This is a genomic window from Mesobacillus maritimus (assembly GCF_019749255.1).
In the GTDB taxonomy this organism is placed as follows: domain Bacteria; phylum Bacillota; class Bacilli; order Bacillales; family Cytobacillaceae; genus Mesobacillus_B; species Mesobacillus_B maritimus_A.
On the sequence record NZ_JACWFH010000027.1, the window covers coordinates 1 to 21298 of the forward strand.

Below are 21298 nucleotides of genomic sequence, written 5' to 3' on the forward strand. Positions count from 1 at the left end.
GGGAAATTTTTAAACCCATGCAAGGCTAGTGGGCACCTTTCATTATCTGGAAGATGCCTGGCACCTTTCATTTGGCACCTTTTATTTTTTCTCCTTTGGATCCAAAATCGACCGTAATTCCTGGATATCCTCTGCAGATAAGGAGTCTTCCTGGATAAACTGGACCAACATCGATTTCAGGGTCCCTCCATAAATTCGTTTAACGAAAGATTCTGCCTCCGCATGCTGACATTCATCCTGCGAATAGAGTGGAAAAAAGGTATAAACCCGCTGTTCTTTATTCACACCCACTACATTTTTTTTGACAAGACGATCCAAGAGAGTCCGGACGGTTTTGGGTTTCCAATCCGTCCGCTCCTGCAGGGTGGAAATCACATCATTGGCCGTAATTGGGGATTTCCCCCAAAGGACCGTCATAATTTCCCATTCAGATTCCGAGATATTGGGAATTTTCTTAGACACACAGTTGCACCTCCTTTTGATAAAGCTGTTTTCGTAAAGATGATTGTTAAAATCGTAAAGTCGATGCTATTTTGTACGTTATAGGAAGTTTACACGCTATTTTCTCAGTAGTAAGAGGGTACTTTGCAGTGAAAAAAAGGGGCATCCAACTAGATTTGGATCCCATAGCCTGTTAGCAAACTTCCTTAATAGATCCCCTTTTCCTCTAAAATAGATAAGGTTATTTCCGCCGCCATTCTTCCGGAGGCATTTTCTTTATTCTGTATATTGGTTGCAAAGAAAAACGTATTTTCATCCATCTCAACATATCCAATGAACCAACCGTTTATTTCATTGCCATTGACGGTGCCTGTCCCCGTTTTTCCAGATAAAATCCCATCACTTTTTTCCTCGAGTAGGATGGCCTCTTTAACGGTTTGGATGTTTTTCTCTTTAAATCCTAACTCATTGGTATACAAATCGGTTAACAATTGTACCTGTTCGATTGGAGAAATCTTTAAAGATGATTCTAGCCAAAATTGACTGATTCCCCCAGACAGATCGGAATTCCCATAATTGATTTCCCTCAGAAAAGAATGGATATCCCCAGCCTGGTTTCTTTTATCTAATTCCTGAAAATACCATGTCACTGAATTTTTCATCGCTGTCCTTACATTTTGTTCCGAATTCCAAGAATCGAAAGGATACAGTGTTCCATCCCATTTTATCGTGGAATTTTCCCTAGATATAAGATTCGACTCTAGTCCAAACAATGCACTATAAATCTTGTATGTAGAATTCGGGGACACTCTCAACGTGCTTTTATTTTTATTATAGATTTGGTATTGATCAGCTTGGAGATCATATAAGACAAAGCTTCCATCATATCCAGTAAAATGCTCATTTAAATCCAAATAAAGAGCATTCTCACCTTTAAAATCATAATGATGTTGATCATTGGCCATGGCTGAAATGAGTGGAACCTGACTAGCAACCAATACTCCTAAAAGGGTAAAAATCACTGTACTTTTCAGCTTCAGTCGTTTTGTTTCTTTTGTGTAAGAAGCAATACGTTTTATGCGACTTTTGAGTTGCTTTTTGGAGCCATTAAATTGATTGGCTAAAGGAACGTTTTTTTGTCGTGACATTTGATCGATAAAATGGATCATCGTCATTCCATATTCCTTATGACAATTCTCATCTAAGGAACTTAACACCGCATGATCACAAGCAATTTCACGATCAAGCCGCATTTTCCGAAAAGCAATCCAAACAAGTGGATTAAACCAGTAAATGATTTGAAAAATGACCATCAGGTAATTCACAGCTATATCTTTCGATTTATAGTGATGAAGTTCATGCAAGAAAATATAGTGGATTTCATCCATCGATAGCCATTCATCAAAATGAACTGGCAACACGACATAACTTTTAAAAAGGCCAAAGGTCATCGGAGAGTTAACAAGCCGTGATTCCCCCAAAACAATCGGTTTCGATAGATTCAATTGCTCTTTGCACTGTTCAAACATAACCTGTATCTCTGTATTTTCTACCGGCTTTGTTGTTCTTTTAATCTTCTTTACTTCAAGCCCTGCCTTTATCGCAAGAACCGTCCATCCGAACATCCCTGCGATCCATATGCAGGCTGTCACGATATTCACATATTCTAAATTAGAACGATCAACCGATATCGAATAATCCTGCATCCAATTCGAGTTTTGAACTTCCTCTGTAATCCTAAACGAAGAACCTGATTCGTTCCCTTGGTTGAAATCCCAAGCAATATAGGAATCTTCAAACGAAAAGAATTGAACGGGAATAAACGGCAGGATTAATGCGATCAACAATAAGAACCATAAATGATATTGCCCTTTTGCCGTTAATTGTTTATGGAAGATTCTCTTGGCCAGGATAATTCCGATAACGGTTAATGAAGACACCATAAAACAAATGATAATATATGTAACCATGTCTCTACCTTTCAACTTTATTCCCTTTTACCGCCTCGGGAAAGTAGAATCTAGAATTTAAACGATACTTTTTCATAAATAAAGCCCTCTCCCCTAAAATTACAAATGTAATATTCAAATCATATCACGCTAGTTTTTGTTTATCAAACTACCCTTTCCCAACTGAAACTATGATTCTTTGCTATTTTATTTCTTTTTTAAAAAGGGTTGACCCGTTTGGATTACAAATGTAGTATTGTATTACACGTGTAATCTATAATCTTAAAAGGTGGTGGTCTATTAAAATTCCGAGGCAGTAGGACCTATTCAGTTAGATGATTTAATAGAAAAGAGGTTATCATTTTGAAGAAATTAATGAATACTAGGTTCAAACTACATAAATTGAAAGGAACTTCCCTTCTAGCATTGTTCCTTTTAATCATGCTGGCCGGTTGTACGAATGCAGCCACTTCTCCTGCATCCCCGTCCAAACCTGAAACCGATAAGGAAGAAGAAACTTCTATAGAAGAGGCATTTACTCAGCTTGAGAACGAGTTTGATGCCCGACTCGGAGTTTATGCAATCGATACTGAAACTGAAAAAAGTATTGCGTATCGAGCAGATGAGCGATTCGCTTTCGCTTCCACTTACAAAGCGCTAGCTGCAGGGGCAATGCTCCAGCAGAAATCTCTGAATGATCTTGACGAAATCATCACTTATTCGAAAGATGACTTAGTCACCTATTCGCCGGTCACAGAGAAATACGTTGATACTGGGATGTCATTGAAAGGGATTGCCGAGGCCGCTATCATGTACAGCGACAATACAGCAGGAAACTTACTATTCAATGAACTGGGGGGCCCTGCAGGATTTGAAAAAATATTAAGAGAGCTGGGTGATAAGGTTACAGAGTCTGATCGTCTTGAACCTGAATTGAACTTAACGGTTCCGGGAGACACTCGTGACACTAGTACACCGAAAGCACTTGCAAAAAGTCTACAAGCATTCGTGGCTAGTGACTTGCTTTCTTCTGAAAAGCGCGAACTCATGACCAACTGGCTAGTTGGGAATACCACTGGAGATTCACTGATCCGTGCTGGCGTACCTGAAGGGTGGATCGTTGGGGATAAAAGTGGGGCAGCAAGTTATGGAACACGAAATGACATTGCCGTCGTTTGGCCACCTAACCGTGAGCCCATTTTCATCGCCATCCTCTCTGACCGCACTACAGAGGACGCAACTTATGACGATGCTTTGATTGCAAAGGCTGCAGAAATCGTCATAAACTCGCTAAAATAATAGACTGAGATGGAAAGATCAAACTGTTAGTTTGGATAGCCTTTCTTTCTTTTTAATTAGGTTATTATACTCAACCAACTATAAAAACCCAGCTATTATTAAAGAATAGCTGGGTTTTTCACCGTACAAGTTTTATAGAAGATACGCCGATTAACTTCTGTTGTTCTAGTAAGGCACCTACTCAAAAATCCGTCCAATGAGGAAAATGCTCTTACGTTCATTTAGTTTGCCCAAAAAGCTTATTCCCCTACCATACCGTCCCCATCACGATCGTCCATATAAGGGTATAACCAATGATCACTCGTAATTGGCATTTTATAACCTGCTTCTTTTGCTTCTTTAATCGTTACCTGTCCATTCCCGTTTGTATCAACACTAGAAATATCATCGTTTGAACTAGTTGAATTAGAAGGCTTACTTTCTGTTAACCCGAGCGATGCGTTTACTTCATCAGGGTTCACATTGTCAAAAGTATCAACGATCACGTTCCCCTTTACCTTGTAGGTATACTGATACCTTGAAGGAATCTGCGTGTCCGTATTCGGATAGGTAATAATGGCTTCAAAATTGGTAGCTCCACCTGCTTTGCGGATCACATCTTCCATATATGCTTGATCCCCATGTCGGTTGAGCGTACTTTCTTGAGGCGTAATATTATACGCATTTGATACCCCTCCGAGAGAATCAGCAATGATATGTCCTTCATCTAAAACAGGACTTTCGACACCAGGAACCTTCGCCTCATCAGAATAGTATCTTCCGGACGATGTTACAGGTTCATTCTTGTCATCTTGTAAAATGATTTCGTCAGCAACGACACGTACTAGTTGCCCGTGTTCATTTGTGAACGCCCAATATTCGCGATCTCCAAAGCCAATGTCCACGACGACGTTAGCTTCACGATACCCAGACAAGTCACCACCATCCACTTCAATCCGTTTGTATCCTGAGAACAAGTCATTATTTGCTTGGGTTGCTGTTTCCTCTACTACTGGTTCATCAACCTTGGTGACAGTATCTTCTTCATTATTCATACTTTCAACAGTAGTTACTTCTTGTGAATCTGTTTCTACATCTGTATTCGCAGTTTCTTCTACGTTGGCACAACCAACCGTAAGGAAGATCGTTAAAAGTAAGATTAAATAGTTCATGTTCTTTTTCATTTTATGGACACTCCTATTATCGTTTCTAACTGTTCTAATAATCTTAGAACTGAATATAGGTTAACACTATTAACCTAATGATAATAGTATATTACAAGATTCTCTTAATTACAGTAGATACTTTGTTCCTTATGCTATGCTCGTTACTATTTTTGTAGTAAAACAAGGAAGAAAATAGAAAAGCTCTAGCCGATTGTTTTAGACTAGAGCGTTTCCATATTTTTATAGGTGCATTTTTATAGGTGCCAGGCACCATCCAAATATCTGGAAGGTGCCTGGCACCCTTCTAGGTCACCCTTCTAACCTTCCGCCACACTAATCTTTTGCAATAAATTGTTACTTAAAAACATAAGCAAGATGGCAATTAAACTTCCGCTAAAGAATGGGATAACGCCCGGGAATTGGAGGAAAAGAAAGCATAGGGCCCCTGTTAAAACCACCATACTACATGTCACTAGCGGACTTACTGCCATTAAAATGAAGGCATTTTTAACAACTTCCTTAATTTTCATATTAAAGTGGACGAATACCGGAAAGATATATAAAAGGGTAAGGATATAGATCACGGTAATCATAACGTATGGAATATAGAGCCATTTAAATGCTGGGACGACTGCTGCCTCAATAACCGTGAAATTAAAATACAACACAAAACCTGCAAATGAAATGATTAAACCTAATAGATTACTTTTTAGAAAGTCCGCTTTATAGGTTTTCCAAAACAATGTAAAAACAGGAACGTCCGTCTCCTTCCTCACCCATTTGCGGACAACAGCAAACATGGCAACTGTTGCAGGAAAGAAACCAAATAAAACTAGACCGGTCAGTGTAAAAAATACCCATAAAAAATTTACATAAGCTAATCGCGTAACCCACTCAGTAAAACCATAAAAGCCCTTCATCAATCCGTTCATTCGATATTCCTCCTTGATGAGACAGTTCATTTATTGTAAAAAAACACCTTACTCTAATCCCTTAAGTGATATCGATGTTCCATTCCTACCTTTTGACTGTTATTCCCTTCAAATTGTTTTGCCAACTCTATATCCTTCTTCGTATTCTCTAAATAATAGGGATACCCAAAAGTCATCTTCACTCTTGCCATAAAATACGGTTTATTGTGAAGACTCCAGTAATATCCTAGACGTTCCCAGTGAGTGGATGCCTGTTTCAATAATGAGATTGCGAGAGTTTTATGTTGCAGATTCCCATTCAAACTGTACCGCTTTAATTCAAGGGCGGCCTGAAATTTACAAAGATAATAACGGCCCAATTCTACCCAGCTTTGCAAATCAAGAAGGGTACACTGAATATGACTAGCATTAAATTCGCCCAACGAGCTACTTAGCTTTGCACACACCACTTGCACTCGATCAGTAGATTGAGTTAAAAGATTGAGAATATCAATTGGAGTCTCTTGAAACTGATCCATACAATCTTTTAGCGTACCATCATCCTCTGCTGCAGCAAACTCGGCAATACTCATCACGCCAACTCCTGGCATCGCCTTTCCATCAACAAAGTCAAGTATCGTTTTAAACCCAGAAACTTGGGAAAGACAGCTTTCAGGATGCCATTGAAAGTCATAATCCAACCAGAAAAGCCGATTGACGGCTGGGATGATTTTAGAAGCATCCTGCAATCCTTCTAAAAATAGTCCAGAATGATCTTGTCCATAAACATCACTTAATAAAAGTTCCCAAACACGATCATCGGTTTCAGGATTGTAAGAGAGCCGTCCCCAGAGCTGGAACTGAAACAGGTGTTTTTCAAAATCATACTCCCATGTTTTATGACCATGATCGATATGCTGAAAATCTTTTCCCCAAAGATAACCATCTGCTCCCCAATAAAACCCTTTCACATGTGGTTTTATCATTCCTTTAACATAGGAACGAATATAATCAGGATCTCCCCACCGGAGTGTGAAGACATCATCATTTCTGACCGTATACAAAACTTGGGTAGTTTCAAGGTCTATGCCTTCCCATGCATTCCATTTCTCTTCAAAACGTGGATTAGGATGAGAATAGCAATGGGCATTGGAATATTTCCAACTAATAAAGAAATCCTCAGGATCAAATTGATGTTGAATCATATCCTTGATTTCTTTCCCTGCATTTTGCATATTAGTCCGATGGATAAAAGAAATTTTACGGCCCGATTCTTTAATTGCCTTTATATAGGTATCAGAAATCCATTGTTCCCTTTCATAGCCTGTACCGTCCATCCATTCACTAGCTGAGGTTCCGATCCCCTTTAGCTCCGGATAAGTGAGTAATACTTGTAAAATCATCTCCCGAAAGTAATCTTTGATTATTTCTGATTGTCCGCGAAAACGGTTCAGTGAAGTTCCTACGCGATGAATCAAGTGATCATACATGTTTCCAAAGTCTCCAACCGTTTCAGGTAATCCTAACCCTCTAGCGACTTCAGGCAACAGTCGAATATTCCAAGTAAACAAATAGACATCGATTCCTCTATTGGCAGCATACTGAAGCAACTCTTTAAAGAACTGAATATTCTTTTGGATTTGTTCATCACGAAATGGATTCGCATCTCGATATTTTTGTGAGACAACCATCAGATGGAATGGATGTTCCGACCATAAACTCAAACAGTTATAACGGTTTTTTGCCAGCATGTCGAGATAGGGTCTCCAAAAATTCATATCCATACAGGTTTTTTCATTTTTAAGGAAAGGGTCCCCTTCATCAAAAGCAGCATAAGGTAAATTAAACTTAATCCCTCTAAGAGGTAATGCTGGTTTTTGCTGAATTTCTTCCCCATCCTTTAAATCCTTTCCTAGTAAAATCCTTTCTGCCCACTCGAAACATCCGTACATCATTCCGCGCGAATGGACTCCTTCTATGATGATGAGTGCTCCGATTCGTTTAATGGAAAAACCATCATTCCCTAAATCACTCATTTCATCTACCTTCCGCACAAGAATCCCTTGAGAGGGATTTAAACAAACTCGGTGCTTTTCATACTGTTCCACATAAAAGATATTCTTTTTTTCGAGACTTTGTTTAAGGCTGTCCGCCCCATACCGGACCATAAGATCACTATGATCATACACAAGCTTCAAGTTTATTCCCCCTCTTACACACACGATGCACTCGATTTTATCGATGACTGTCTCTATATTGGCTAATCGTCATGTCTTCATATTTCAGAAATAATCGGGTAAGGTTTCTCTCTGAATACCCAACAGCCTCAGCAATTTCACTTGCACGGGCATCTGTCTGCAAGCATAAGCTTTTGGCTTTTTCCACTTTTCTCATTAAGACATAATCTTTAAAATTCATCCCCACTTCTTTTTTAAAAAGGCGACTCAAATAGGAAGGAGTTAAATTTACCATTTCCGCACATTGTGTAAGCGTAATATCTTTGGCAATATTTTTATTGATAAATTGACATACCTGTTTAACGGCCAATGTTCCAGACGAAGTTTCGGTTTCTTCGATTAAGGATTCGTATAATGGGAATAAGTACTGTATAAACCATGCATTAATTTCGTCGAGAGTTTTAAGAGACTTTAATTGACTGAAGATATCTTCCTCAAAGATATCCCTTATGCTTTGGCCTTGTTTCTCAAGGGAAAAAATTATCGAAGCAAGCAAAAGATAAAAGCATTGATACGTGCTGTTGTATGATTTAAATAAAGAGATCGATTTAGAAAACTCCTGGAGTGCCAGTTGTGCTTGAGCTAAATCTCCTACTTTTAACGATTCTATGATTCTCGCATCATGGTCTCTAGGATAAAAAAACATTCCTTTTTTCTTTGATTCCTCAAGCTCTTCAATAAACAGCACAGGATCTGCGTCCTTATAAATTCGATATTGGAGAGCAAGTAAGGACTCCTCAAAAGATTGATAGATATCCTTGATTTCTGGATAAATCCTTCCGATTCCAATACTAACATTGGTGAATAAACGTTTATAAAGGGAATCAGTGATGATAAGGGATGTATCATAGAGTTTCTCTTTCATTTCCTCAATAGGCAAGTCTTCCTTATAACGTAATATGACCGCAAGATGATCTTGAATTTTGTTGATATCAGCTGCTTCCAAGGAAGGGTCGTCTTGAAATAACTCATTTAGGATATTTTTGATTGCGATCAAACTAACCTGTTTACCATCATCTTCCACATGATCTTCTGGCATGAAATCAACACCAGTAATGGCCATGACCACATATGGACGTTGGATAGGAATGTTATATTCGTTACACTTTTTATAGAGAAAATGATCCTTAACGTATTTCCCTTCCAAAATCTGTTGAAGAAACCATTCTCTTAAAGTCGGTTCAATTTCTTCTTTGTATTTCCTCAGCTTCTGTTTTTCGTTACTAAGGTTCTGGATCGAATTCTGGATCATCGTAATCTCACTTTTGGGGTTTGTAGAAATGTCCGTTCCGCCTAGAGATTGACTGAAATCCAATAATTGTTTAATCGGATGATAAGCACGCTTTGCATTTATGATGGTAAAAAGAACCCCAATACATAAAATGACAAAGGCAGCTGAAACAATCATCCATCGAAACAAACTTAATTCTTTGATGATAACTGATTCGGGCACCAATGAAATATAGACACGCCCTAGTGTGGACTTTCCGTTATAAAGGTATAAAGTTTTTTCTTGGTTTTTATCCTTTTCATAAAAGACACCAGCATTTGTATGTTCATCAATAATTCGGTTGAGAGCGATTTCATGTTTGTCCATAATAGAAGAAAATGTTTGATCCTCTAAAAATAACCCATTGTTTTGATGGTCCAGAATAAAAGAGGTCTGATGATCATCATTAGGAAAATGATCAAAAAGCACCTTTTCTTTCACTAATATCACAAGTAATCCTTTTGGTTTCCCTGAATCAAGGATTGGCAGTTTTCGAGCAAAAGAGATATACCCCTTTTCGCTTGCAATTGGTAAATTCATCCATGTGGCATTCTGGTTTTCCTCAATAATTTTTTCAATGTCATTTTGATATTTAAAGGCATCATTTGAAATATAGCCATATTCATTCGATAAAACGAAGTTATCCTCAGTGTTATAATAATAGACTTCTTCAATCATATTATTGTTTAACTTTGAGAGTTTTAATTGTTGGAGCAGCTCAAGATGTGCAGATATATTTTCGCTAAACTGTGGGGCGGTAAAAGAATCCCGAATAACTGGATTGGAAGCTAGTTGATGGGATTCTAATTCAATCGATTCAAGAATCCTCTCAACTCGTTCCTTAAACAAAACTAACGAAGCTTCGGAATCACTTTTCATTTGGTCTGTTAAAGATGTAGTGGCGAAATAATAGTAGAGTCCGCCAATTAAGATGACCGAAATAAATGCAGACATACAGCCAATCCAAATTAACCGGTAAAAGTATCGTTTTGGGTTTCTTTCTTCCCTACTAAAATATTTTAAGATGTTGTTCAATCTTTTTTTCACCATATCTCACCACTTTACATGTTTTCCATTCCTTATGGTAAAATTCGACATTTTTATAAGAAACCCCTCCAAATTAACTGAATTTATTAAAAATTAACAATAGTAAGACTCTGGACAAAGGACAATACCACAGTCAGAAGGACTGTGGTATTGGATTCCTAATGTTTTCACACTTTAGGTGTATTTCCTGTACCTTCTATTCATTCCAGATTGCTTTGTAAGATTCGTCGAATTCCTTAAACGCTTGTTTGAATTCCTTTTTATTTCTTAAACCATCAATATATTCCTCAAATTCTTCTACTGACATATCCCCAACAATGGTTTTAACTGCATTGCTTACCCATTCATTTTGGTATCGTGGCCATAAATCTGTCCAAGTGTCGGATTTTACATAAGCGTAAGGATTCACTTTCCCTATTTCTTCAAAGTGAGCCGTTTCCTCTAAAATTCGGTCATTGTATTCTTTTGGTGCATTCTTATCCACGCTTTTCATCCACGTAGTATAGGCTAGAGGCAAAGGCTGCTGAACAGATGTGCCTATTTCAGTCTTGCCTACTTCCGTTGTTACTTTATTTCCTTCTTCATCAAGCGTATAGTGAACACCTTCTTGACCATAGAAGATAAAATCGAAAAACTCAGGCGTATTCGTTTGCTCAAAATAATCCAAGATTCGCTTCACTTTTTGTTCTGATAGCTTAGATGAAAGCATCAAGTTTCCATATACACCAGGCTCCAATTGGACTGCTGGTCCCTTAGGCCCCTTTAGATCAAGGACAATTACTTCTGCATCCGGTTGTGATTTTTTAATAGACTCTTGGAACATCCATGCTCTCCAAATATTTCTGGTATAAGAGGCTGCTCTTCCAGATTCAAACATTTCTTGAGTCTGAGTAGTGCTCATGGTAGCAAATTCTTTTGGCAAAATTCCGCGAGAGTACAGATCCCTAAAATACTTGACTGTTTCTACATATCCAGGATGAAGATTATAATGGATCATCCCACCATCTTCATCATATGCAGGATCCAACGCTCCAAAACCTGCAGCAAATGTCGTGTGAATTCCGTCTCCACCATAGGAATGGACATGACCGATGGTGTCATCTTTTCCATTTCCATCTGGATCTTGTTTGACCATGGCTTCTAAAACATCCGCATACTCCTCTAATGTCGTTGGAACAGGAAGCCCTAAGTTATCTAACCAGTCTTTACGGATCTTCACACCTTGGTCAATACTTGGACGGTTTCTCGGAATTCCATAGATCTTGTCATCAACTTTTGAAAATCTCCAGCCATTGGGACTAGAATGTTCTTTTAAGTTTGGATAATCACTAAAGTCACCTAAGAATTGGCCAACTTCCCAAAATGCGCCATTCTTAATGGCTTTCATTAAATTCGGACTGTTAATATCGGGTGCCCAGATTACATCAGGCAAGGCTCCAGATGATAAAACCAAATCGAATTTTGTATCAAAATCACCGGATGGTACCCATTCAATATCCAATTTCGTGTTTGTTCTTTCTTGGAACTCTGTCCAGAATGCATTATTCATATCTGGAATTTCTTCAAAGAGAGGTAAAATCATTTTTATTTCGAGTGGTTTTGAAGGATCTGCCACATCTTCGTCTGATTCCGAGCTTGTTTCTGAGTTATTGCTGCACCCAACTAATGCTCCCGTTATGATAAGTACGAAAACCATAAACAATGATAGCCACTTTTTATTCGATACTTTCACACCTTTACCCCCTTGATCTTTTTTTGGTTGATTAGCGAATGATACAGAGTGCTATTCCATCACCCCTTTCAGGTGATAAAACCTAAACTATTCTTTTACAGATCCTAGCATAACTCCCTTAGCAAAGTATTTCTGCAAGAAAGGATAGACTACTAGAATTGGAAGCATCGATAAGACAATCGAGGCCATCCGGATGGTTTCTTGCGGCAGGGTTGCTTGTTCTGGTGTGGCACCGGCTTGTCCAACTGCATCTGAGCCAGAATCAATGACAAGCGTCTTGATTAGCATTTGAAGCGTCCACTTAGAAGAATCCGTAAGATAAATTAAGGCATTAAAATACGTATTCCAATGAGCTACAGCAAAGAATAAGGTAAACGTCGCAATCGCTGGCATTGAAAGGGGAATAATAATCCGAAAGAACACCCCTATATCATTACACCCATCGATTCTAGCTGCTTCCTCCAGTTCAGGCGGAAGAGAATCCATGAAGCTTTTTACGACGATTAAACTCCAGGCATTGGTCAAACTAACTAAAATTAACGACCAATGTGAATTGATTAATCCAAGATTTTGGACTAGTAAAAAGTTGGGAACAATTCCCGGATTAAAGACAAGCGTAAAGATAACTGCATAGAAAATGATTTTTCGGCCAGGCAATGTTTTTCTTGTCAATCCATAGGCCATTGTAAACGTAACAACCAGATTCAAAATGGTACCAACAACTGTGATATAAATGGTATTTTTCAGTGCCATTAAAAAGCTATTTGTTGACAAAAGATACGCATAAGATGAGAGTGAAAACTTTTCAGGAATCAAATTAAATTGAAAAGGCACATAAACTTCTGGGTCAGTAAGCGATACACTTACGACATAAAGAAAAGGGACTAAACAAATCATCGAGATCAAAGCGATGGTGGAATAGATGATATAGTCCCCAAAGGTGAGCCGTTTTTTTGTCACAGAGCTCATCAGGCAACCTCCTATTTTTCAGCGTACATTTCTTCTACAAGATTAGGCTATGATTCTACTTACATAAGGCCTTCATTGCCAAATTTCTTGGTCAGCCAATTTGCCCCTAAAATCATGATGAGACCAATAATCCCTTTGAACATCCCTACTGCTACCCCGATACTTGTGTCTCCTCTAAGGATCCCTTGTGTATAGGCATATGTATCAAAGACATCGCCCACTTCCATGACCAACGGATTCAGCATTAAAATAATTTGCTCAAATCCAACATCCATCATGCTCCCTAAACGAAGGATTAACAGAATGATAATGACATGTCGAATCGCAGGCAATGTGATGTGCCAAATTTGTCTCCAACGATTGGCTCCATCCATTACGGCTGCTTCATACAAACTCGGGTTGACTCCTGCAATGGCGGCTAAAAAGATAATTGTGCCCCATCCGGCATCCTTCCAAATGCTTTGAAAGGTAACGATCACCCAAAATAAATTTTCATTTGATAAGAAAGGAAACGTATTTCCAAACCAAGCATTCAATAGTTTATTGATAGCCCCAACGTCTGTCGATAACATGAAGAACGTTAAACCTGCAACGACCACCCATGATAAGAAATGCGGCAGGTAAATGATCGATTGATTAACCCGTTTAAACACTTCATGACGGACTTCATTAAGCAAGAGTGCCAGAATAATCGGTACAGGAAAATAAAGAATCAAACTCAAAAAATTAATAACAAGGGTATTGCGTAACAAGGTATAAAAATAATCATAAGTAAATAGATCAATAAAATGTTTAAATCCAACCCACGGGCTTCCCATGATCCCTAAAAAAGGACTATAGTCTTTAAATGCAATGATCAGGCCCCACATGGGAGCATACTTAAAAATCAGGAAGAACAAAATACCAGGCAACATGAGTAGATAAAAATATCGATGTTTCACAATTTGTTTCCAAAGGGAATGCAACTTCGTTGGTTTTTTGCTTCTGATTGTGATTTCAGTATTTGTATCGAGTACCGTATTTTTCATTTAACCACCCCTTTTTTAATGGATTTGGGTAATATGATAATCTGCTTTTCTTAACCAATCTTGATTGATCTCAACGCCCCAGCCATTTCCTTTTGGAATCTCGACCATTCCATCTCTTACTTCTAATGCTGGATAATATAAGTCTTTTACCCATGGGTTGTCTTCGATACTAAACTCAAGATAGGGTCCCGCATTTTCAATGGCACCTAATAGATGTAAGGTAAAAACTGTTACCATCGACAAGTTGGCTGCATGTGGCGTGCAAGGGATTCCAGCTTCTGCCGCCATTTTTGCAACCCGCAGTGTCCTGGATACTCCACCAAGATAACAAATATCTGGCTGAACAATATCGACTGCCTTCATCCCAATCATCCGTTTCCATTGAGCTAAGCAATGATCTTGTTCTCCTCCGGCCACAGGGATTGTTAGTGCTTTTGCGACTTCAGCAGTCCACTCAATTTCAGGGTACGGACAAGGTTCTTCAAAGTGTGCAACATGATAGTTTTCAAGCATCTTGCCTACCTGTATCGCTTTATCAGGTGTATAGCCACTATTTGCATCGACCATCAATGCCGTATCATCCCCAATGGCACGACGGACTGTCGGCACAATCTCTTCCGTTCTTCCTGGCCAAACATCGACGTTTTTCCCAAAGTTATTGGCAATACGGATTTTAAAGGCTGTAAACCCTTTGGTCTTCATTAATTTCCTTAAACGGTCTGCTTCATCTTGAGGAGAAATATCTCTTTTCATACTAGAGCCATAGGCACGTATGTGCTCATGCTTTCCTCCCAAAAGCTCACAAACACTCTTTCCTTCCAGTTTCCCTTTCAGATCCCATAAGGCTGTATCAATCCCACCAGCAGCTCTACAAATATATGAACCTGGAAATTTATGCTCGGCTTCAATACAGAGGTCCACGATGCCATCGATGTCTAATGGGTGCAACCCAAGAACATGAGGAGCCATTTGTTGATGGAGGACTTTCGCCGTAATGTTCGCATGGTAGGGAGCAACTTGGCCATATCCTTCCTCACCAGAATCAGTCCGTATCCTAACGATGCAAATTTCTTTTGTCGAAAACGTTTCGATACTTTGTATCCTCATTTTTGCCTCCTTTCCGTTCACCCCTAATGTAACCGCTTACTTATTTCTTATTGTCACGTGCTTCCACCCGGCATTCAACCGTCAACTTTTGAAAATCACCAAAAAGTAAAAAGTTGTCCAAGGATGAAAAACGCTACTCTTTAAAAGAATGGTATTTTTAAAGGCTTGAATAGCTTTAGAGTGGCGAAGATCCCCAGTTGAATGTCATTAGTTGTCTGCCCTCAAATTTGGTAATCACCCATTGTTTTTTACTAAGGATGATTGTTTTATAGACATGAGGGAATTTCCCCTCATGTCTATAACGGTTCATTATTTTGCCAACCGGATGGAGAAGTAAGGCTGATTGCATAAATTCTCATCAAAACCTGGACAAAGTCTTCTTTGTTTTTCTTCGTTCTCAAATTCAAAAAAGTAAATCACTGGATACGGACTATCTGTATATGAAGCTGGAATCTCTGCCGAATATAGCTCAGCATCGCGTACCATTTTAATAGATTGATAACTTTCTGCTTGGTTGGCATGACGATAATTTAAATAAACCTGGTATTCAGAAGGAACATCTTGTAGGCTCAAACTGATTTGAACACTTTGGCCTTTTTCAAATGACTCCGGAGCTGTGTGATGATATTCAGGCAACTCCATCTGTTGAGGGAGTAGCCACTTCTTCGCTTTTTCAATTTCTTTGACTGATACATTATTTTTTGCGAGATGGATTTGGTTCTCCATATTACGAATATCTTTTTCAATCCCTAGTAATCGATCCGCCCAATGCCCGCGCATAAATGGAACATATCCAAATGTGATGTTCTCGCTATAGGCATCTTTCGTAGCTTGAATTACTTGCTCCCATGCATTTTTAGCCACGCGATAATATTTAAGTGCTTGTTCTAGCAAACTTGCATCTCCGACTCTTTCAAAAAACTCATAAGCGGTTCCAGCTCTAAATTTATTTGCGAAGAAAAGTCCCAAACCGATTTGTGCTTCAATATCCACTTGCCATCTCTGGAATGCTGGATCCTTCTGGTTGTCCACTTTCCCTTTGGCTTCCTGCAAATGATGCTGTGCTGCCAAAGCTAAATCTTCTAGAAGGGCAGCTGTTTGAACAGGAGAAATCTTGCCTTGTTTCTGATTCTGAACCATATCATCAGCAAATTCATCCACTCGATAAAATAAAGCCGGATCCAATGGACTTACTGCATTAAAAATGGCAGGTTCACGACCATCACAGTGATATTCTGGTTTGTTTTCTTGGTCAATAATAAAGATATTGCTATAGATTTCAGGCCAGTAATTATTGTTGGCTACAGATGGAGAATGGGCAACCGTTAACAATGGCAAAATCCGACTCGCATACTTCAATGATTGTTCGCATGACTCCGCTGCTTCTGAAAATTCACTTCTTAAAAATCGTTGCCATGACTCAGGACTTGCATCCGGGTTATATAATAATCGCCCCCACAGTCGATAACTGTACTGATATTTCTTCCAGTCTTCGGTTCCTAGACGCAAGGTAGGGTCTGCATACGGGTCTCTTCCTGTCGGGGTCTCAGTCGTTTTCCGTGATTTAAAGGAAAGCGGCTCCATGATTTCTACTCCTTTGGCACCTAAAAAGCTGCCTGATCGACCATACCCTGAAGCCATCTCCGGATCGCCCCATAAAAGGACTCGCTGTGTTCCTGGCCAGATGCGGAAGAAAAGATCATAGTTCCGATCTTCTTTTAAGAAATCTGCATAGCCGTATCGGGTGAACCGTCTAGAAGTTGTCGTAATAATCATTTTCCCTGCTTCTGGGGTCGGTTCGATTGGAAGTTCTGTCTCTCTGATGGCAGCTTGATGATACGGCAGTCCCATATGTTCTGCCCAGAATTTTGGGGAAATGGTAAATGGAACACCATTTTCCTCTGCAACTTGAAGGAGTTCATCATCAATCCCCTTAGGATGCAGATCAAGATTAATGGTACGCCCACATGTTGCGACACCTTCTAATACGACTTTCCAAAATAAATGGGCCGGTTCTGGGATTCCACTTTCGTAATGAACCCGTATGGTGACTCCATCGATTTCAGGAACAGACTGTAAGAGTGTTTTCAATGCATCACGGCAGTAGTCTGCATGATTTTCCTCATGTAGTCCCTTAATTTTATAACGAAGGTCAGGGCTTTCCTCCGGCTCATAGGCATGTGTCCATAGTCCAACTTGGAATTCCAACCCTCTTCGATTTGCTTCTTGCCCAATAAAGCGGAGCATCTGTAAATTTTTGTCTCTCTCTTCAGTAGACAAATCTTGAACATTTACTTGGTAACCTGGTACGGACACTAGGAAAGGGTAGGCAAAGCAAAAATAAAAATCTTTAATATCTGGATCATGACCAAGGTCATACCCCATCCCAAGAGCCAAACTGAAACGATTGAAACGTTGGTTCGCTAACTCTGTTAAGTACTCACCCCAAAAATCTTTATCATAAAACCATAATTTATCGGTTTTCTCATTTACAAACAATCGCTTGATACTTCGAACCGGATTGGATGGTGAATCTTCTATTGGTTCTAAGTTCAACAGTGCTTCGACTGGATCATCTGAATGCTTCACGATATCAGATACCTCAAGGAGTGCATACACCAATCCTCGAACATCAGCCCCTACTACCACCAGTGATTTTTCTGTATTGGATCTAATGACAAAGGATTCCGCTTGAACTGGTTGATTTTCTTGATGCAGATTCAAATCTGCAGTGTGAGGTCCTCCTACGATAATAGAAAGCCCTGTTCCGTTTTCGTCCGTATGATGATCAGTGATTTCAACACTTAGCCACTTCTCTTCTAATTTCTCTCTTAATTGCTCCAACGCCCAGTTAACCTGTGCTTGCAAGGCAACATGATCATCTTTCATTCGAATAAGTGTAATTTTTTTTCCTATATTCTTTGTCAAAGATAATTCCTCCTTGTTACTTTTACGGAAAATGTAATCGCCTTCCTTATTTATAACTTTGAGTGAAAAACAACCCTCATTCAATAGACAGCTTTTGTTTTATAGCAACAAAGCAAAAGTTGTCTTGTTGATGGGGTTCTAATTATCTTAGGATTCTTTTATTCAATAAGTTGCTACCATTGTTTAAACCTTACTTAATGGCGAGACGTTTTAATAATGTAAGGGTCATGAGATTTCCTGGGAAAGAGCAAATTTTGGCATTTTTCAACAAAATAATTGCTTCATTATGATTACTTAGCCTTTTAAAACTTCATACCTCCTACCTTAAAACAAGGACTGTCCCTTTATTTTGAAATCAGGCAACTTATGCGTGATATTCAAGCTTGTTAACCACAAAAAAAAACTCCCTAGAACCTTAAAGGTTTAGGGAGTCCTTGCTGCCTGAAAAAGGCTGCTTTTTCATTCTAATTTGATAGAGTTTTGGCCCTAGTTCATTTAATGTGATGGATGCTAGGATAATGAAGATTCCCACCCACTGAAGTGTGGTCACAGTTTCTGACAAAATCATGCTAGCAGATAGGATGGCAATTGGTAACTCGATAGAAGTTAAAATATTGGCGACTCCTCCTGAAACCAACGGGGCGCCCATTGCAAAAAATAATGGCGGAAGAACAGCTCCAAATAGGGAAACACCAATCGCTGTCGTGACCAAATTTGCTTGAAACGGTAAAATCGTTGGGATTTCACGGAAAAATACAAGTAGGACCATAATTAGGGATCCAGTCACCATCAGCGAGCTTCGAACCATTGGATCTACATTGACAGCGACCTTTCCACTGAAGAAAATAAAGCCGGCATACGTAAACGCAGATAGAATACCAAATACAAACCCAATCAAAGGCAAGTCCTGAGACGTTCCAGTTAAGATATTCGAAGCAAAAAACACGCCGATCAAAATAAGAAGAATTGAAACAACCGTAACGGGTGCCGGTTTTACCTTATTAAATACCCATTCTAAAAGAATCCCAATCCACACGAATTGAAACATTAAAATAATTGCCAAGGAAGCCGGCAGATATTGCATTGAACCATAATAAAAAATACTCGTTAATCCGATAAAACAACCGGTCATCATAATCTGCGGAATATTTTTCAGATGAACTCCATCAAAACTAGCCCGTTTTATAAGAGTAATGGACCATAATAGAATAAAAGAAATAACCATTTGAACAATATTGATTTGTCCAAGTGAATAACCATAACCAAAACCCAATTTAGCAAATACAGGCGTAAACCCAAAACAGGCAGCACCGATTAAGATAAAAATAATTCCTTTGTTAACATTCATACTTCTGACCTCCATGATGCTTAAAACATAACCAACTGATTTTAACATATTTATAAAGAAAAAGGGTGCCAGGCACCCTCCAATTATCTGGAAGGTGCCTGGCACCTATCTCTATCCGAGTTGATGATAGCGTTTCTCTGTGCCCTTTCATAGAACTTTTGGAAGATATAATTTAAAACGGCATTCGCTGTGATTAATGCGAAGAACTGGATGGAACTTACTTTTAATTTAAGAAAATTCGCCTTTCTTAATAAATGAATAATAGGAAACGCATAAAGGAAATCTGCAATGAGATTGATCACCGTATATCGAAAGGCTTTCCCCTTTGCTAAATGAAAAACCCAAAGATTTGAAAAGAAGTAGGGACCAAAAGTGAAAAGGAATGCTGTACTCGTCAATCTTTTTTTGCCACCACCGACTTTCATAAGTCCATGCTCTATAAAAAAGAAGATTTCTGCAAGTACAGTTAACGTTGAAAATAAAGTAACCGGTAAATATTTTACAAATGATTTTTTGGGAATAAAAAAAGCAGAAAGCAAGGGCAAAACAACAAAAATTACTCGAATAACATTTTGTGCCATATGGTATGTTCCATCCTTATCATTTTTTTCTAGTTTGGGATTGGAAAGAAATTCTTATACATATGGCAATGCTTCACCAGGAATGAACGAAAAAGGGTGCCAGGCACCATCCAATTGGCACCATCCAATTATCTGGAAGGTGCCTGGCACCTATTAAATAACCTACTCCTTCACCAACTCATATGTATTAAACTCTCCCTCAGGCGCGGTATTAAAATAACTGGTTCCATTCATGTCATATCGCACTGCATAGGTAATCCCCCCACCACCATCGCGAATGCCTTTGATTTGGACGGATCCAGTTGAAGGTACCATGAACTCTTTTGGCTGATGCTGAATCATAAAGGACTCCGAAATGGGCGTACCATCAATCAAAACTTGTACATAGTCGCCATCCTCTGCCGCATAATCCCATACCCAAATTTTCGTCTCATCGGCATCAGAGGAATGGGTGATCGTATAATCCTGCGCCCCAAGATTTTCATCCTCTTGAAGAAGTACGACCCCGGCAGAAATGGATGTTGACACCTGATTTTCAAGGGCATTTTTTGCCGACTCAGATGTATCCACTGTTGCCGTATCCGTAAAGAACATCGCCATCACACCAATGGCGATCGCAAGATACCCTAACCGCTTCATCCCTTTTAATTTTTTCCCGTGAAATACTTGACCCTTATCATTAGGTACTCCATCCTGCGCTTTCCATTGTTCGAGAATCTGTCCTCCATTTCCCTGCTGGACTTCATCATTTCCCAACTCATCTTCAGCCTGATTTTCCTCATAAGCATTCATTTGTGCAGCATGCTTTGATTTTTCTTTCGCACGTTCGATCCGTTTTCGCAAATCCTTTTGATTCTCCCTCATGCTTCCTCACCTTCTTCAAGAACAGGATTCCGATAAAAATAGAAACTCATCCCTAGCCGTCCAAGGACAACAAATACAACCATTAAGATAAAAAATAACGTATGCCTCGTATCACTTCCCGTTTGATAACCAACATTCAGGATGGAGATGGCAATATTTAAAATAATCATGCCTACAAAGAATATTTTCACAAAAGCATACAACCACGGAAAAACACCGTAGATTCTCCGAAGAGGTGGAACCAGTAATGAAAGGCCAATCACAAAGCCACTTAGCCCAATCATCGAAAGGGTTGTATTCGGCCCTGCAAACCCAGAAGTTCGAATGGCACTGACATCCGAAAAGAACATCAATGGGGTAAAAATGAGAATAAGCAGGACCAAGCTCATTGGAAAGATTAAATAAACAAACGCCAACGTACTGCCTAGTATTTTTCGCATCA

General features: G+C 39.1%; 16 protein-coding genes. 1 reads left to right on the forward strand and 15 read right to left on the reverse strand.

Annotated features, from left to right (window positions below; genetic code table 11):
• Positions 1 to 81: 81 nt before the first annotated feature.
• Together blaI and H0185_RS18440 are read right to left on the reverse strand one after the other, a co-directional pair.
• A complete protein-coding gene (gene blaI, locus H0185_RS18435) occupies positions 82 to 462 on the reverse strand; it encodes a penicillinase repressor BlaI (protein ID WP_221874961.1) in 381 nt (126 codons plus the stop codon).
• A 185-nt stretch (positions 463 to 647) separates the two neighbouring features.
• Positions 648 to 2411 (reverse strand): BlaR1 family beta-lactam sensor/signal transducer, encoded by a 1764-nt coding sequence (locus tag H0185_RS18440; RefSeq protein ID WP_221874962.1) that lies wholly within the window; start codon positions 2409 to 2411, stop codon positions 648 to 650.
• A 342-nt stretch (positions 2412 to 2753) separates the two neighbouring features.
• Between H0185_RS18440 and bla the strand changes: the two genes are divergently transcribed.
• Positions 2754 to 3689 carry a class A beta-lactamase gene (gene bla / locus H0185_RS18445; protein WP_246629281.1) on the forward strand — a complete coding sequence of 312 codons (936 nt, stop codon included), beginning with the start codon at positions 2754 to 2756 and terminating at the stop codon, positions 3687 to 3689.
• A 239-nt stretch (positions 3690 to 3928) separates the two neighbouring features.
• Here bla and H0185_RS18450 read toward each other — a convergent pair whose 3' ends face one another.
• From H0185_RS18450 to H0185_RS18510, 13 genes are all read right to left on the reverse strand, one after another.
• On the reverse strand, positions 3929 to 4852 hold the full coding sequence (locus H0185_RS18450) for a DNA/RNA non-specific endonuclease (protein ID WP_221874963.1): 924 nt from the start codon (positions 4850 to 4852) through the stop codon (positions 3929 to 3931).
• 299 nt (positions 4853 to 5151) lie between these two features.
• On the reverse strand, positions 5152 to 5766 hold the full coding sequence (locus tag H0185_RS18455; RefSeq protein ID WP_221874964.1) for a YesL family protein: 615 nt from the start codon (positions 5764 to 5766) through the stop codon (positions 5152 to 5154).
• Between the two features lie 53 nt (positions 5767 to 5819).
• Entirely contained in the window at positions 5820 to 7943 is a 2124-nt protein-coding gene (locus H0185_RS18460) for a hypothetical protein (protein ID WP_221874965.1), read from the reverse strand.
• Positions 7944 to 7980: 37 nt separating this feature from the next.
• Positions 7981 to 10302 (reverse strand): helix-turn-helix domain-containing protein, encoded by a 2322-nt coding sequence (locus tag H0185_RS18465; RefSeq protein WP_221874966.1) that lies wholly within the window; start codon positions 10300 to 10302, stop codon positions 7981 to 7983.
• A gap of 193 nt (positions 10303 to 10495) precedes the next feature.
• Complete coding sequence (locus H0185_RS18470) at positions 10496 to 12031, reverse strand: extracellular solute-binding protein (protein WP_221874967.1); 1536 nt, start codon at positions 12029 to 12031, stop codon at positions 10496 to 10498.
• A gap of 87 nt (positions 12032 to 12118) precedes the next feature.
• Entirely contained in the window at positions 12119 to 13000 is an 882-nt protein-coding gene (locus H0185_RS18475) for a carbohydrate ABC transporter permease (RefSeq protein WP_221874968.1), read from the reverse strand.
• Positions 13001 to 13059: 59 nt separating this feature from the next.
• A complete protein-coding gene (locus H0185_RS18480) occupies positions 13060 to 14028 on the reverse strand; it encodes an ABC transporter permease (RefSeq protein ID WP_221874969.1) in 969 nt (322 codons plus the stop codon).
• A gap of 15 nt (positions 14029 to 14043) precedes the next feature.
• Positions 14044 to 15135, reverse strand: coding sequence for a mandelate racemase/muconate lactonizing enzyme family protein (locus H0185_RS18485; RefSeq protein ID WP_221874970.1), 1092 nt, complete (start codon positions 15133 to 15135; stop codon positions 14044 to 14046).
• A gap of 309 nt (positions 15136 to 15444) precedes the next feature.
• The gene (locus H0185_RS18490; protein WP_221874971.1) at positions 15445 to 18063 is read right to left on the reverse strand and encodes a hypothetical protein; all 2619 of its coding nucleotides are present in this window, start codon (positions 18061 to 18063) and stop codon (positions 15445 to 15447) included.
• A gap of 415 nt (positions 18064 to 18478) precedes the next feature.
• Positions 18479 to 19411 carry an EamA family transporter gene (locus tag H0185_RS18495; protein ID WP_221874972.1) on the reverse strand — a complete coding sequence of 311 codons (933 nt, stop codon included), beginning with the start codon at positions 19409 to 19411 and terminating at the stop codon, positions 18479 to 18481.
• A gap of 83 nt (positions 19412 to 19494) precedes the next feature.
• The gene (locus tag H0185_RS18500) at positions 19495 to 19992 is read right to left on the reverse strand and encodes a hypothetical protein (protein ID WP_221874973.1); all 498 of its coding nucleotides are present in this window, start codon (positions 19990 to 19992) and stop codon (positions 19495 to 19497) included.
• Between the two features lie 162 nt (positions 19993 to 20154).
• On the reverse strand, positions 20155 to 20856 hold the full coding sequence (locus tag H0185_RS18505) for a hypothetical protein (protein WP_221874974.1): 702 nt from the start codon (positions 20854 to 20856) through the stop codon (positions 20155 to 20157).
• A complete protein-coding gene (locus H0185_RS18510; RefSeq protein WP_221874975.1) occupies positions 20853 to 21296 on the reverse strand; it encodes a hypothetical protein in 444 nt (147 codons plus the stop codon). The genes H0185_RS18505 and H0185_RS18510 overlap by 4 nt, the downstream gene beginning before the upstream one ends.
• Between the last annotated feature and the right edge of the window lie 2 nt (positions 21297 to 21298).

Coding starts and splice junctions, on each gene's coding strand:
- H0185_RS18505 (WP_221874974.1), bottom strand. CDS start 20,856: ATGAGGGAGAATCAAAAGGATTTGCGAAAACGGATCGAACGTGCGAAA.
- H0185_RS18450 (WP_221874963.1), bottom strand. CDS start 4,852: ATGAAAAAGAACATGAACTATTTAATCTTACTTTTAACGATCTTCCTT.
- H0185_RS18510 (WP_221874975.1), bottom strand. CDS start 21,296: ATGCGAAAAATACTAGGCAGTACGTTGGCGTTTGTTTATTTAATCTTT.
- H0185_RS18440 (WP_221874962.1), bottom strand. CDS start 2,411: ATGGTTACATATATTATCATTTGTTTTATGGTGTCTTCATTAACCGTT.
- H0185_RS18500 (WP_221874973.1), bottom strand. CDS start 19,992: ATGGCACAAAATGTTATTCGAGTAATTTTTGTTGTTTTGCCCTTGCTT.
- H0185_RS18485 (WP_221874970.1), bottom strand. CDS start 15,135: ATGAGGATACAAAGTATCGAAACGTTTTCGACAAAAGAAATTTGCATC.
- H0185_RS18455 (WP_221874964.1), bottom strand. CDS start 5,766: ATGAACGGATTGATGAAGGGCTTTTATGGTTTTACTGAGTGGGTTACG.
- H0185_RS18480 (WP_221874969.1), bottom strand. CDS start 14,028: ATGAAAAATACGGTACTCGATACAAATACTGAAATCACAATCAGAAGC.
- H0185_RS18495 (WP_221874972.1), bottom strand. CDS start 19,411: ATGAATGTTAACAAAGGAATTATTTTTATCTTAATCGGTGCTGCCTGT.
- H0185_RS18465 (WP_221874966.1), bottom strand. CDS start 10,302: ATGGTGAAAAAAAGATTGAACAACATCTTAAAATATTTTAGTAGGGAA.
- H0185_RS18475 (WP_221874968.1), bottom strand. CDS start 13,000: ATGAGCTCTGTGACAAAAAAACGGCTCACCTTTGGGGACTATATCATC.